Source organism: Pantoea sp. SGAir0418 (genome assembly GCF_043529865.1).
Genome location: NZ_CP027911.1, coordinates 3,597,281 through 3,612,347, shown reverse-complemented (window position 1 = coordinate 3,612,347; position 15,067 = coordinate 3,597,281). Strand labels below are relative to the sequence as shown.

At 58.7% G+C, this 15,067-nt stretch carries 10 protein-coding genes; 8 read left to right on the top strand and 2 right to left on the bottom strand.

Features of this window, described 5'->3' with window-relative positions; genetic code table 11:
- Position 1: 1 nt before the first annotated feature.
- Positions 2-958 (bottom strand): AraC family transcriptional regulator, encoded by a 957-nt coding sequence (locus C1N84_RS16895; protein ID WP_394541676.1) that lies wholly within the window; start codon positions 956-958, stop codon positions 2-4.
- Between the two features lie 102 nt (positions 959-1,060).
- Between C1N84_RS16895 and C1N84_RS16890 the strand changes: the two genes are divergently transcribed.
- The 4 genes from C1N84_RS16890 (at position 1,061) to C1N84_RS16875 (ending at position 5,777) form a co-directional block, all read left to right on the top strand.
- Positions 1,061-2,248 (top strand): MFS transporter, encoded by a 1,188-nt coding sequence (locus C1N84_RS16890; RefSeq protein ID WP_058757539.1) that lies wholly within the window; start codon positions 1,061-1,063, stop codon positions 2,246-2,248.
- A gap of 290 nt (positions 2,249-2,538) precedes the next feature.
- Positions 2,539-2,748 carry a YdgH/BhsA/McbA family protein gene (locus C1N84_RS16885; protein ID WP_058757538.1) on the top strand — a complete coding sequence of 70 codons (210 nt, stop codon included), beginning with the start codon at positions 2,539-2,541 and terminating at the stop codon, positions 2,746-2,748.
- A gap of 211 nt (positions 2,749-2,959) precedes the next feature.
- A complete protein-coding gene (locus tag C1N84_RS16880) occupies positions 2,960-4,015 on the top strand; it encodes a 7-bladed beta-propeller protein YncE (RefSeq protein ID WP_264441727.1) in 1,056 nt (351 codons plus the stop codon).
- A gap of 121 nt (positions 4,016-4,136) precedes the next feature.
- Positions 4,137-5,777, top strand: a complete 1,641-nt coding sequence (locus C1N84_RS16875; RefSeq protein ID WP_264441726.1) for a dihydroxyacetone kinase subunit DhaK — start codon at positions 4,137-4,139, stop codon at positions 5,775-5,777.
- Between the two features lie 119 nt (positions 5,778-5,896).
- Here the strand turns inward: C1N84_RS16875 and sbmA are convergent, their stop codons facing one another.
- Positions 5,897-7,132, bottom strand: coding sequence for a peptide antibiotic transporter SbmA (gene sbmA / locus C1N84_RS16870; RefSeq protein WP_152391410.1), 1,236 nt, complete (start codon positions 7,130-7,132; stop codon positions 5,897-5,899).
- Positions 7,133-7,426: 294 nt separating this feature from the next.
- Here sbmA and C1N84_RS16865 point away from each other — a divergent pair, with 294 nt between their 5' ends.
- The 4 genes from C1N84_RS16865 (at position 7,427) to C1N84_RS16850 (ending at position 14,982) form a co-directional block, all read left to right on the top strand.
- Entirely contained in the window at positions 7,427-8,164 is a 738-nt protein-coding gene (locus C1N84_RS16865) for a gluconate 2-dehydrogenase subunit 3 family protein (protein WP_058774918.1), read from the top strand.
- Positions 8,165-8,166: 2 nt separating this feature from the next.
- The gene (locus tag C1N84_RS16860; RefSeq protein ID WP_264441725.1) at positions 8,167-9,951 is read left to right on the top strand and encodes a GMC family oxidoreductase; all 1,785 of its coding nucleotides are present in this window, start codon (positions 8,167-8,169) and stop codon (positions 9,949-9,951) included.
- An 11-nt stretch (positions 9,952-9,962) separates the two neighbouring features.
- Entirely contained in the window at positions 9,963-11,282 is a 1,320-nt protein-coding gene (locus C1N84_RS16855) for a c-type cytochrome (protein ID WP_264441724.1), read from the top strand.
- 196 nt (positions 11,283-11,478) lie between these two features.
- Positions 11,479-14,982: an Ig-like domain-containing protein gene (locus C1N84_RS16850; RefSeq protein WP_394541675.1), complete on the top strand. Its 3,504-nt coding sequence runs from the start codon at positions 11,479-11,481 to the stop codon at positions 14,980-14,982.
- Positions 14,983-15,067: the final 85 nt, after the last annotated feature.

Genomic DNA, 15,067 nt, shown 5'->3' with positions numbered 1-15,067 from the left:
TTCACGACGCTTCACGTCCGGCGCGCAGTGCGCCGGGCGGTGTGCCGACAATGCGTTTGAAGGCGCGACCGAAGGCGGCCAGTGAACCGTAACCGAGGTGGAACGCCACGCTCTCCACCGCTTCGCCATCGTTAACTATGCGCTCCACCGCCAGACGCATGCGCAGTTCGGTAAGGTAGCGCAGCGGCGTCATGCCGGTGGCGTTTTGAAAGCGCGCGGCAAACACCGAACGTGAACTGCCGGATTCGCGAGCCAGCCGCTCCACCGTCCAGTTTTCGCCGGGCGCGCGGTGCATGGCCGCCATCGCCGGGCTGAGGCGCGGATCGCGCAGCGCCTGCACCAGCCCGCTGCCCTGACCACAGCCATTCTCCACCCAGCCCCGCACAATTTGCGCCGCCACCACATCGGCCAGCCGCGACAAAATGCCGGCAAAGCCCGCCTTGCGCTGACGCGTTTCACGCTCCATGGCATCCAGAATCGGCTGGATCTCCGGGTATTGCGCCAGCAGCGTGCTGACCAGCATCACGTCCGGCATGGTGTGCACCAGCGGCTGCATGCCGCCCAGCTCAAACGCCATGCAGGCGCTGAATAAAATCACATCGCTGTCGTCCGGGCAGGCATCCGCGTCCGGCGCATCGTTGATGGCGCACACGCTGTCGCAGATGGGTTTGCTGTTAAAGGTAGCGATCGGCACGCACACCGCATCTTCGCCGGAGATCAGCGCGTGCGGCTTACCGTGCGGAATCAGCAGCGCATCGCCCGCCTGCAGCGGATAGACGGTGCCGGAAGCGGAGCGAATCAGCAGCGAGCCGCGGCCAACAAAGTGCAGCTGCGCCTTGCCCGGCGCGTCATCATATTGCAGGCCAAACGGCGCATGCAGCGCGATGCGCTGATATTTGACGCCGTACAGGCGCATGCCCATCAGCAGTTCGCTGGTCAAATCTTCATAGCGGCTCATACAATCCAGACGAATTATCAAAAAACAAAGTTTCTGTATCATAGATCGTCTTGCGTCGTCTCTCTATGCTTACAGCCTGATATTTTGTGATGGGGATCGCAGATGAGTCTGGATACTGAAGTAGTGGAAACAAGCATTGCGGTAGAGAAACCCGCATGGGGCGCGGTGTTCGCCATGGCGTTTGGCGTCTTCGGCCTGATCACCGCAGAATTTCTGCCGGTGAGCTTGCTGACACCGATTGCCGACTCGCTGCGCGTCAGCGAAGGGCAGGCGGGCCAGACGGTCACGGTTACCGCGCTGGTGGCGCTGCTGACCAGCCTGGTGATTGGTAACGTCACGCGCCGCCTCGACCGCCGCCTGGTGATGCTGGCGTTCACGTTGCTGCTCATCGCCTCGGCGCTGCTGGTGGCGTTTGCCGAAAATCTGCCGATGATTTTACTGGCGCGCGTGCTGCTCGGCATGGCGATTGGCGGCTTCTGGACGTTGTCGACCGCCATTACCATGCGGCTGGTGCCCGCCGATCAGGTGCCGCGCGCGCTGTCGATTGTGTTCAGCGGTATTTCGCTGGCCACCATCATTGCCGCGCCGCTGGGCAGCTATCTTGGCGGGCTGATTGGCTGGCGTAATATCTTCCTGCTGACCGGTGTTTTGGGCGTGCTGGCGCTGTTCTGGCAGTTCTTCACCCTGCCGTCGATGCCGCCGGAGAACAAAGCGCGCAGCGGCGGCGTGCTGGACCTGCTGCGTCAGAGCGTGATGCGCTGGGGCATGCTGGCGGTGATCATGATGTTTACCGGCCATTTTGCCTTCTTTACCTATCTGCGTCCGTTCCTGGAAACCAGCGCGCAGCTGAATGTGAATCAGCTGTCGCTGGTGCTGCTGGCGTTCGGCGTGGCGAACTTCTTCGGCACCTCGCTGGCCGCGTGGCTGGTGACGCGCAGCGTGTCGCTGACGCTGACCGGCATGGCGCTGGTGATGAGCGTGACGGCGGTACTGCTGGTGAGCTTTGGCCACGTCTCCTGGCTGGTGGCGAGCGGCGTCGCGCTGTGGGGGCTGGCGTTTGGTTCAATGCCGACTGGCTGGTCAACCTGGCTGTCGCGCGCGGTGCCGGACGACGCCGAATCGGGCGGCGGACTGCTGGTGGCAACTATTCAGCTGGCGATCACCGCCGGTGCGGCAGCCGGTGGCTGGATGTTCGATCTGCAGGGTGCAGGCGGCGTATTCCTCGCCAGCGGCGTGCTGATGCTGCTGGCCGCCATCACCATCTTTACCCGCGTGCGGCATCACGGTTAAATCCGTTTACCGCCATCCGGCGCGCCGCGACTCGCTTCAGGGGGGTCGCGGCGCCGCTTTTGCCGCCGATGCCTGGTCTCACCAATCGCAGCAATAAATCCTGCCTTTTATTCAAACCGTGGTTTTTTAACCCTTTGCGCACAGGTTGCGCTAAATGTGCTTTTTATAGTCAAAATATTCGAATGACTTAGGCAAATCTCTGCGCTTTTTTTTGATCGGTTGCCGGCCTACTATATCTCACATCAAGGCGATGTCGCCTTATTCAATCAAACATCATTAAGGAAATGACCATGAAAACTATCAAAACTTTTGCTGCTGTTATTGCTCTCTCTGTTCTGCCATTTGCCAGCTTCGCGCAAAGCGTGACCGCTACCGCCTCTACGCTTGACGGTGCTGAAGCGCAAATCGCTGCTAAAGCCCAGGAACTTGGTGCTTCCTACAAAGTGACTGAAGCCAACTTCAACAACGGCGTTCACATGACCGCAGAACTGACCCAATAAGTTTGCCTTACCCTCTGTGCTGACAGGGTGCCTTCGGGTGCCCTGGCGGCGTTGCTAACGCCATAAATCCCTGTCCCTTTTCCGCATAAATGATTATTATTCGCAAAAACTAACATCCTTATCGGCTCGCCTCGGGCTGAATTTCCTATTGGTTGCAATGTCGGGCTTTCATTTCACTGCCGCACGGCGGTGGTTTTGCTATGGAGAAGTTATGAAAGCGAATAAAACAATGCAGTGGGCGCTGCGTCCGCTACTGGTGGCCACGGCGCTGCTGTCCTGCAGCGCGCTGCAGGCGGCGGAAACGCAGCCGCTCAATCAGCCGATCGCCAAAGGCGCCTATGAACTGGCCTTCAGCAACAGCGACAACGCGCTGTTCCTCGCCACGGCGCAAAACGCCGGCAACCCGCAGGGCGGTACCGTTTACCGTCTCGATCCGCAGAATCTGGCGGTGAAACAAACCATCAATACCGACCTGAAAACGTTTGGTGCCGCCATCAATCAGCACACCAACGTGCTGTACTTCGGCAACACGGTCAACGGTGCGCTGACCGCAGTGGATGCCAGCAGCGGTAAGGTGATCAACACGCTGGTGCTGGATGGCCGCAAGCGCGGTGACACGGTTCGTCCGCTGCAGCCGCGTGAACTGGTCGCGGATGCGCTAACCAATCGCGTGTACATCACCGGTCTCGGCGCGCAAAGCGTGGTGTGGGTGGTGGACGGCAAAACGCTGCAGCTCATCAGCACTATCCCGAATACCGGCAAAATGGGCACCGGGCTGGCGCTGGATGCCGCCGCGCAGAAACTGTATGTCACCAATGCCGATGGCGAGCTGGTCACCATCAATACCCGCCTGAACGCGATTGAAAAGCGCCAGAAAATTGACGGTGATAAAGAGCACTTTTTCCTGAACATTGCGCTGGATAGCAAAGGCCACCGCGCTTTCCTCAGCGATGCGAAGCAGCCGCAGGTGCTGGTGCTGGATACCCGGACACAGCAGGTGATTCAGCGTATTGAGGTACCGGAATCGCTGGCGGTGCTGTTCAATGCTGACCGTGACGAGCTGTATGTCACGCACCGTAAAACCGGTGAGATCAGCATCATCGATGCCAGCAGCTATAAAGTGAAACGCACGGTGAAAGCGCCGGGCCTGCCGAACAGCCTGGCGCTCTCCGCCGATGGCAACACGCTGTTCGTCAGCATCAAGCAGCCGGGCTCACGCAAGGAACCGCCAAAAAACCCGGACAGCGTGTTACGCATCGCGCTGTAGGGCGTAATTATCCGAAACTCAGGGGCGACGTGTGTCGCCCTTTGCATTTCCGGCCTTGATCCCCCCTTTCCCGCCCGGCTTACGCTACCTTTAGGACGACAACACCTAAGGGGAGAGTGCAATGAGCCAGTTTTTTATGCATGAAAAAAACGATCTGGTGAACGAAGCGATCGAAGGCGTGTTACTCAGCACACCGTGGCACAACCTGACCCGTCTCGATCTGGGCGATGAGATTCGCGTGGTGGTGCGTTCGGACTGGGATAAAAGCAAAGTCGCACTGATTTCCGGCGGTGGCTCCGGCCACGAACCGGCGCATGCGGGCTTTGTCGGCAAAGGGATGCTGACCGCTGCGGTGTGCGGCGATATCTTCGCCTCGCCGAGCGTGGATGCGGTGCTGAACGCCATCGTTAACGTCACCGGTGAGGCGGGCTGTCTGCTGATTGTGAAGAACTACACCGGTGACCGGCTCAACTTTGGCCTCGCAGCGGAAAAGGCGAAAAATCTTGGTTACAAGGTGGAGCTGGTGATGGTGCAGGACGATATCGCGCTGCCGGAAAATCCGCAGCCGCGCGGCATTGCCGGCACCGTGCTGGTGCACAAAATCGCCGGCTACGCTGCGGAGCACGGCCAATCGCTCGACGAGGTTAAAGCGCTGGCGCAGCGCACCATCGACGCCACGTCCTCCATCGGCCTGGCGTTTGCCACCTGTCACATTCCGGGTGAAAAGCGCGACGATCGCGTGGCAGCCGGTCATAGCGAGCTGGGGATGGGCATTCACGGTGAGCCGGGCGTGATCACGCTGGATACGCAAAACAGCCGCAAAATTACCAGCATCATGACCGATCAGCTGGCGCAGGCGCTGCCCGACGGCAAACAGGCGCTGTTGATGATCAACAATCTCGGCGGCTTTTCCCAGCTGGAGCTGGCGCTGCTCACGCGCGAGGTACTGCAGTCGCCGCTGGCGGCGCGCATCACCCATTTAATTGGCCCGGCAACGCTGGTCAGCGCGCTGGATATGAAAGGGTTTTCGCTGACGCTGCTGGCGCTGGAAGAGGCGTTTTTCGAGGCGCTGCATGCGCCGGTGCAGGTGCTGGGCTGGACGCCGATGTACGACTTTGCGCCCATCAGCCTGCAGCGCGCTGAACGCATCGGCAGCGTGCTGGATTTCGATCCTTCTGATAACGCTGAAGTGGCGCAGGTGGTTGAGCGCGTGACGCAGACGCTGATCGATCTGGAGAGCGAGCTGAATGCGCTGGACGCCAAAGTCGGCGATGGCGATACCGGCTCGACCTTTGCCGCCGGCGCGAAGAAAATCCAGCGCGGCCTGCGTGAACAGCAGTTGCCGCTGGATGAGCTGCCTACGCTGCTGGCGCTGGTGGGCGAACAGCTGGCGACGGTGATGGGCGGATCGAGCGGAGTGCTGATGTCGATTCTGTTTACTTCGGCCGGACAGCAGCTGGAAGAGGGCAGCACGCTGCCGCAGGCGCTGATGCATGGACTGGAGCGGATGAAGCACTACGGCGGCGCGCAGCCGGGACATCGCACGCTGGTGGATGCGCTGCAGCCGGCACTGGAAGCGTTAGCGGCGGGTGAATCGCTGGCGGATGCGGCGGCCGCTGCGCAACAGGGTGCCGATGCGACGGCGCAGATGCAGAGCGCGAAGGCGGGCCGTTCGGCTTATCTGAATCAGCAGAGTCTGGATGGCGTGAAGGATCCGGGCGCGTACGCGATTGAGAAGGTGTTTGCGGTGCTGGCGGGCTGAAAATGGGGCGGATGGGTGCGGGGTTCGCCCTCACCCTAACCCTCTCCCGCGGGCGGGAGAGGGGACTGTTCTGAGTGATGTCGGAGTACAGTGCGGTTCTGCCTCCGAGCCTTTTCCGCTTACTCCGAGGCTTCGCGCAGCATCTCTTCGTGCGGAATATCCTGCAGAATCTGCTCAAAGCTGCGCAGACGTTTGTAGATCGACATCAGCGTAATCAGCGTGGACCACGACGTAATCAGATACTGGAACGACGAGCGCACCTGATCGAACACGTTGGTGATCTGGTTAAGCAGCCCCAGCGTAATGGTGCCCGCGACAATGGAAGGGAACAGCACGAACAGCCCGAACACATTGTCCACCTGCAGATAGAGAATGCGCGTGATGTTGAAATAGAGATAGTGGAAATAGAGGCGGAAATAGTTGTGACGCACGCGGCTGAACAGCTCCTGCACCGTAGGCGGCGCGGCGCGCTGCGGATCGTCCTCGCCGTACACCAGTTCTTTACGGTACGCGGCTTCCACCCGCTGATTGCGGAACTCCAGCCCCGGCAGTTTAATCCCCACCAGCGCCAGCAGCGCGGTACCAAACAGCGACCACAGCAGCGCGGCGATCACCAGCGCATAAGGGATATTGCCGAGGATCGGCACTTCTTTCACGTGATGCGATAGCGTCACCAGCACCGGCAGAAACGCCACCAGCGTCATGATGGCCTGAATAAAGCTGATGCCCCAGTCCTGCAGCGTACTGGCGAAGCGCATGGTGTCTTCCTGCACACGCTGTGCGGCACCTTCTACCAGACGCAGGCGCTGCCAGTTATGCATGTAGTAGTTGTTCATCGCGGTACGCCAGCGGAATACCCAGTGGCTGACGAAAAACGAGTTCATCACGCCGATCACTACCGCGATCAGCGCAATGCCGAGAAACGCCAGTACCTGCACATAGAACTGATTGATGCTCACCGAGCCAGCTTTGGTCAGCGCCTGTTGAATCATGTCGTAAAACGGACCATACCAGGCGTTAACGCCGACGCCAACCTGCACGCCAAACCAGGTGACAAAGATAATCAGTAACGATCCCCATACCGACCAGCGCTGCCACGGATGGTTGTCGATGATGCGCCACACCAGCGCAAAGGCGCCGCCCATGATCCAGTAATAGGCATAAAACCACAGCTGGCTGGCGTGGATAAAGCGGCTGGCGTTGGTCGGCAGCGGCTGCTGCATCGCCGCCTGCAAAGCGGGAAAGCGCGCCGGAAAATCATTGAAAAAGCCAAACCAGGCAAAAATGGCAATCAGGCTCCAAATCGCGGCCGAGCTGAAAAACAGCGCCGGCCGCGGAAAATAGGACTTAAACATAGGCACTCCGCTGTTGTGTGTACTCTTTATACCGCTTCCGGCATTTATCTGTCTGTTGTCGGTTGTATCCGACGATGACAGCATCGCCGCTTTTATGTAAAGCGGCAGAGTTAGTTGTTAAGTTTTTTGTGCTCATTTGTTTCGGGAAACTAAATTATTAACGGCGATGGTGTTACACTACGCCAACTGTTACCGGTAACAGTCTTGCTGTATCCCTTAAAACGCCAATAAAAATCATTACAACGCAACTACTTAACTTTCATGCCGCATTATATGCGGTAATGAGGCAATGTCATGTCAGAAGAAAAAAAGGGTCACACTCGCCGGGATTTCCTGCTGAGAACCATCACCCTGGCGCCGGCAATGGCGGTAGGCAGTACGGCGATGGGCGCACTGGTCGCGCCAATGGCCGCCGGTGCGGCAGCGTCGTCGGCCGCTGCGCCGCAGCAGGCGCGCGAGTATCAACCGGTGTGGTTTACCGCCGAAGAGTTTGCCTTCATCAAAGCCGCCGTGGCGCGCCTGATCCCCAACGATGAACGTGGTCCTGGCGCGCTGGAAGCCGGCGTACCGGAGTTTATCGATCGCCAGATGAATACGCCGTATGCCAGCGGCAGCAACTGGTATATGCAGGGACCGTTCAATCCGGATCTGCCAAAAGAGCTCGGCTATCAGCTGCCACTGGTGCCGCAGCAGATCTACCGTCTCGGCCTGGCCGATGCCGATGGCTGGAGCAAACAGCAGCACGGCAAGGTATTTGCTGAGCTGACGCCCACGCAGCAGGACGCGCTACTGAGCGCCTTCGAAAACGGCAGCGCACAATTCCCGCAGGTGCCGGCCAAAACCTTCTTCGCCTTTCTGTTGCAAAACACCCGCGAGGGCTACTTCAGCGATCCGATCCACGGCGGCAATCAGGGCATGGTGGGCTGGAAGCTGATCGGCTTCCCTGGCGCACGCGCCGACTTTATGGATTGGGTAGAGCGCGGCGAACGTTATCCGTTCCCGTCAGTTGATATTCGCGGCGAGAGGGCGTAACCGTGGCAAATACGTTAAAAAAAGTGGATGTGGCGATCGTCGGTTTCGGCTGGGCCGGGGCGATCATGGCGAAAGAGCTGACCGAGGCCGGTCTGCATGTGGTGGCGCTGGAGCGCGGGCCGCATCGCGATACCTATCCGGATGGATCCTATCCACAGTCCATTGATGAACTGACTTATAACATCCGCAAAAAGCTGTTCCAGGATCTGTCAAAAAGCACTGTGACTATCCGTCACGATGCCTCACAAACCGCCGTACCGTATCGTCAGCTGGCGGCATTCCTGCCGGGCACCGGCACCGGCGGCGCCGGCCTGCACTGGTCGGGCGTGCACTTCCGCGTCGACCCGGTCGAGCTGAACCTGCGCAGTCACTACGAGCAGCGTTACGGCAAAAACTTTATCCCGGAAGGCATGACCATTCAGGATTTCGGCGTCAGCTATGACGAACTGGAACCGTTCTTCGATCAGGCGGAAAAAGTGTTCGGCACCTCCGGCAGCGCCTGGTCAATCAAGGGCAAAGTGGTGGGCAAAGAGAAAGGCGGCAACCCGTATGCGCCGGATCGCTCCAGCGACTTCCCGCTGCCCGCGCAGAAGCGCACCTGGTCGGCACAGCTGTTTGCCCAGGCGGCGGAGTCGGTGGGCTATCATCCTTACGATATGCCGTCGGCCAACACCTCCGGTCCTTACACCAATACTTACGGCGCGCAGATGGGGCCGTGCAACTTCTGCGGCTACTGCAGCGGCTACGCCTGCTACATGTACTCCAAAGCGTCGCCGAACGTTAACATTCTGCCCGCGCTGCGCCAGGAGCCGAAGTTTGAGCTGCGCAACAACGCGTATGTGCTGCGCGTCAATCTGACCGACGATAAAAAACGCGCGACCGGCGTCACCTATCTGGACGGTCAGGGACGTGAAGTGGAGCAACCGGCGGATCTGGTGATCCTCTCCGCCTTCCAGTTCCACAACGTGCACCTGATGCTGCTGTCTGGTATCGGCAAGCCGTACAACCCTATCAGCAACGAGGGTGTGGTCGGCCGTAACTTTGCCTACCAGAACATCTCCACGCTGAAGGCGCTGTTTGATAAAAACACCACCACCAATCCGTTTATCGGTGCCGGTGGCGCCGGTGTGGCGGTGGATGATTACAACGCCGATAACTTTGACCATGGTCCGTACGGCTTTGTCGGCGGTTCACCGTTCTGGGTCAACCAGGCGGGCACCAAGCCGATCTCCGGCCTGCCGACGCCAACAGGCACGCCGAACTGGGGCAGCCAGTGGAAAGCGGCGGTGGCGGATACCTATAACCATCACGTGTCGATGGATGCGCACGGCGCGCACCAGTCGTATCGCGCTAACTACCTCGATCTCGATCCCAACTACAAAGATGCTTACGGCCAGCCGCTGCTGCGTATGACCTTTGACTGGCAGGACAACGACATCAAAATGGCGCAGTTCATGATCGGCAAGATGCGCAAAATCACCGAAGCGATGAATCCGAAGATGATCATTGGCGGCGCGAAAGGGCCGGGTGCCCATTTCGATACCACCGTGTACCAGACCACGCACATGAGCGGCGGCGCCATCATGGGCGAAGATCCTAAAACCAGCGCGGTGAACCGCTATCTGCAAAGCTGGGATGTGCCGAACGTGTTTGTCGCCGGCGCTTCTGCCTTCCCGCAGGGACTGGGCTACAACCCGACCGGCATGGTGGCGGCGCTGAGCTACTGGTCCGCCAAAGCGATTCGTGAACAGTATCTGAAAAACCCCGGCCCGCTGGTACAGGCATAAGGAACATGGCGATGATCAAAAGTTTAACAGCCCTGTTGCTGGGCACCCTGTCGTTCGCCGCGCTGGCGGAGGACACCGCCGCCGATGCGCTGGTGCAGCGCGGTGAGTATCTGGCGCGCGCCGGTGACTGCGTCGCCTGCCACAGCACCGCAGGCGGTAAACCGTTTGCCGGCGGCCTGGCGATGGCGACGCCGATTGGCACCATCTACTCCACCAATATCACGCCGGATAAGGCAACCGGCATTGGTGACTACAGCTATGACGACTTCCAGAAAGCGGTGCGTCATGGCGTGGCGAAAAACGGCGACACGCTCTATCCGGCGATGCCGTATCCATCTTATGCGGTGGTCAGCGATTACGACATGAAGGCGCTGTATGCCTACTTCATGCACGGCGTGGCGCCGGTGGCGCAGGCTAACAAAGAGAGCGACATTCCGTGGCCGCTGTCGATGCGCTGGCCGCTGGCGATCTGGCGCGGCCTGTTTGCGCCAGATGTGAAGGCGTTCCAGCCGGCCGCGCAGGAAGATCCGGCGCTGGCACGCGGTCGCTATCTGGTGGAAGGGCTGGGCCACTGCGGTGCCTGCCACACGCCGCGCAGCTTCACCATGCAGGAGAAAGCGCTGAATAACGGTCAGGGCAATGATTATCTTGCCGGTAGCAGCGCGCCGATTGACGGCTGGACCGCCAGCAACCTGCGCGGTGACAACCGCGATGGCCTGGGGCGCTGGAGCGAAGCGGATCTGCAGCAGTTCCTGCGCTATGGCCGTAACGATCACACGGCGGCGTTTGGTGGCATGACCGAGGTAGTGCAGCACAGCCTGCAGTATCTCAGCGATGCGGATATCAGCGCGATTGCCCGTTACCTGAAATCGCTCGGCGCGAAAGATCCGTCTCAGGCGGTGTTCCGTGAGGATGACGCAGTGGCCCGGGCGCTGTGGAAAGGTGACGACAGCCAGCCGGGTGCCGGCGTGTATGTCGACAGCTGTGCGGCGTGTCATAAAACCGACGGCAGCGGCTATCAACGCTTCTATCCGGCACTGCGCGGTAATCCGGTGGTGATGGCAGAGGATCCGACGTCGCTGATTCACATCGTACTGGTAGGCGGCACGCTGCCGGGCGTGAAAGGCGCACCGACCGCGATCACTATGCCGGCGTTTGGCTGGCGTCTGAACGACAGCCAGGTGGCTGATGTGGTGAACTTTATCCGCAGCAGCTGGGGCAACGGCGTGCAGACCAAAGTCACGGCGAAACAGGTGGCGAAACTGCGCCAGGATGACAGCGTGCAGCTAAAACAGGGCAGCGCGGATATCCGGGTGCTGGAAAAGCAGTAAGCCTGTCTTAAGCATTTCCTTCAGGTCATGGCGCGGTTCATGGCCTGAAGGGTGCGAAAAATCCCACTAAAATTCATTATCTTAGATTTTCCTTTCAGACGTTTCTTGTAAGAGATTTCTCCCCCACGTTTAAAAATCCCTGCCGCTTATTAAGCGTTACTTTAACGATATTAACTCTGGCGAAAAGGATGACCATATGTCTGTAGGCTATTACGACCCGACCAAACCGGGGCAGGAGAACTACGTCAATTCACCTTATCAATACTGGAAAGGGGGGGTTGAAGATAAGAGCGTCAGCTATATCGAATTTGCCATTAACGGCCAGCTGTTTACTACGCAGGTAAACGCGGACGGCAGCTGGGAGTATCAGTTGCCGCTGCGGTTGGAAGAGGGGAGCCACAATCTCACCATCCGCTTTTTCGACCGGGCCGGCAACGCCGGGATTCCGTTCCAGACGCGGCTGGAAGTCGATCTCAGCCCGCCCGATATGCCGGCAATTATGCGCGTACTGGATGATTTCGGACCGGTGCAGGGCCCGGTTGGCAACAAAGGCTTCACCGATGATAAAACGCCAGCCATTTCCGGTTATGCCGAGCCGGACAGCATTGTCCGCCTGTACAGCAACGGCGTGCTGGTTGGCAGCGTGCAGGCGGCGAAAAACGGCCAGTGGACCATTACGCCGGAACTGAGTGACGGTGAACAGCGCCTGTACGTCACCGCCACCGATAAATTCGGCCAGGTCAGTTTTGATTCCCCGGTCTATACGCTTTACGTCAATTCGCCGCGCATCGATAAGCCGCAGCTGCTGGAAGTCTATGATAATGAAGGGGTGAACACCGGTGTGATCAAAGCCGGTAGCGAAAGCGACGATCGCAGCCCGCGCCTGAGCGGCAACGCGCCGCTGGATGCAGAAAACGTCATCATCTTCGTCAACGGGGTACGCGTCGGCGTGGCACCGGTGATTGACGGGCAATGGCGCTGGGAAAGCAACGTTGATCTGCTGGGCTACGGTGAAAACACCATTACCACCCGCGCGCAAAATAACCGTGGTGAGTTGAGCGATGCGAGCGAGCCGTTTACCTATACGGTGGTGCCCACCGCGCCGGTGAAGATTGAGTATGCGCTGGATAATTTTGGCCCGGCACAGGGCAAACTGGAAAACGGCGCGCTGACCGATGACTTCACGCCCACGCTCAAAGGCACGGCGGAAGCCAACAGTATCGTCTACGTGTATGCCACACGCGAAAACGGCAGCTGGTGGCTGAAAGGCAGCACCCAGGCGGATGCCTTTGGCCACTGGCAGGTGGAAATCGCCCGACTGGATGGCGGTGCCGGCCCGTATCACTTCCAGGCCAGTAACAGCCCGACGCGCGATCCCGCTGCGCCGCTGTTCGACCTGTATGTGTCAGATAACGGTACCCGCCTGAAGCCCACCATTGACGCGGCACACGATAATGTCGGGCCCGAGCAGGGCAAATTAATCAACGGCGCCACCACCGATGACATGGCACCGACGCTGCAGGGCAAAGCCGAAGCCAACAGCATGGTGTATATCCATGCGCGGCATATTGATGGCCACTGGGTGGTGTTAGGCAGTGTTAAGGCCGATGCCTGGGGCAACTGGATAACGGAAGTGCGCGCGCTGCGCGGGGGATACGGCACTTATGAGTTTCAGGCTGCCAAAACCCCCGATCGCGACACCAGCGCCGAGGTGTTCAGTCTCAACATGGTGCCGGAAAAACCCGGTATCGTTTCTGCCTGGGATAATTTTGGCGCGCAGACCGGCGTGCTGCATCAGGGCGATGTCACTGATGATCTGACGCCAACGCTGAAAGGCCATGCTGCAGCAAACAGCGTGGTTTATATCTATGCCCGTCACGTGAACGGGGTATGGGTGACGCTCGGCAGCGCCGTTGCGGATTCTCATGGTCACTGGCAAAGCGAAGTGCGCGCGTTACGCGGCGGCTTTGGCAAATATGAGTTCCAGGTCTCAGACAGCCCGGTGCGTGACGCCGCCGCCGACGTTTTCGACCTGACGATTATCTCCGGCAAGACGGAGATTATTTCTGCGTGGGATGATAGCGGACCAAAGCAGGGCCAGCTGAAAAGCGGTGATATCACCGATGATATGACGCCAACCCTGAAAGGCACGTCTGCACCCAATAAGGTGGTGTACATTTTCGGCTGCCATATTGAGGGCCACTGGGTATTAATGGACTCGGTCACAGCGGATGCTACGGGTAACTGGAGCTACCAGTCTTACGATCGCTCGCCGTGGAAAGGACTGACGCAATTTCAGGTCAGTGATAGCGCCATTCGTGATGTGAATGCGCCAACCTTTCTGCTGGAGATCAATGTCGATCCGCCGAAGGTCGATCACAAGGGGCTAGTGTGGAATTTCAACGACGGTACCCAGCAGGGCTGGATCGCCAGCGGTCTGTATCACAAAAATGACAACATCGGGGTTAAGCGCTGGAGCGCAGGCAATTCCTCTTATGAGTTGGGTTCCATGACCAACGGTTCAAACACCAACGGATTCAAAGGAGAAGTGGTTTATCGCTATATTCAGGTCGAAGCGGGTAAAACCTACCAGTTCGATTTTGATGGCTACCGTATTCCTGGCGGTAGCCTGAAACCGAAAATCGGTCTGGACGTTAATGGACAGAAAGTGATTCCCAACATGGGGCTGGATGCTGCCTGGAATCATTTCAGCGGACTGTATACCGCCAGCAAAACAGAAGTGGTTCGCGTGGCGGTAACCAATGAGGTTAATAACGGTAACGGCAACGATTTCGCTATCGATAACATCGGGGTTAAAGAAATCAGCCGGGTTCGTGGACAACCTGATCTGGTGAAAGACGCTAACGGTCATCCGCGCTATATCGATTTTAAAACCGGGGTCAGTTATACCATCGACGACAGTCTGAAAATGACGCTGATTAAAGGACCGAATATCGGCGGCGAGCAAAAAACGCTGAAGCATGGCGAAATCATTGTTGGCCGTGGCGGCCAGATGAAGCTGGATTTCGACGGCGTGGCGGAGAAAGTGGTGCTGAAATCGGATTATGTGCACAGCAAAGGCAATTACATCGATTTCTATGACACACAAGGTAAATTGCTGCACAGCTATGAGCTAAAGGCGCATCCGGGCACCCTGCGAAGCGACATTGTCGAGTACCACGCGCCGGCCGGTAAGCTGATCGGTTCAGCCGTGGTGCGCGTCAATCCGGCTGAAGTGGATTCGGTGAACAATCCGGGCGGCGTGCGCATCAGTGACGTTGAATGGGGCATGCATGATGATCATGTCGGTATCACCGCCTTTGATGTTCCTGCCGTCATCACCCTGGGCGATGAATTCGCCGTTTCCCTGAGCGATGTGCTGGCGCAGGGCAAGCAGGGCAGCACCATCGATATGACGGGTCACGGCAAAAACGTCCTGAGCGTAACGGTTGACGATATCCTGCAGGTTGGAAGTCAGGATCTGTTCGTGAAAGACGGCAAAACCCAGCTGCTGATCAAAGGCGATGCGCAGGACGTGGTGAAACTGGATGACATCCTCGGCGACGGCGGTGACGTGGGCGATTGGGTGAAACAGCAGGGCAGCACCACGGTGGCTGGCGTGAAGTATCAGGTTTACAGCCACAGCGGCGTCGATGCCGACGTGCTGATCCAGGAAGGGGTGAAAACCGAACTGGTGTAAATCTGGCGGGGCGGAAACGCCCCCAAAGGTTTGCACCAGGACGTAGCGGCGCGATTTATCGCGCGATTAATCGTGCCGCTCCAAA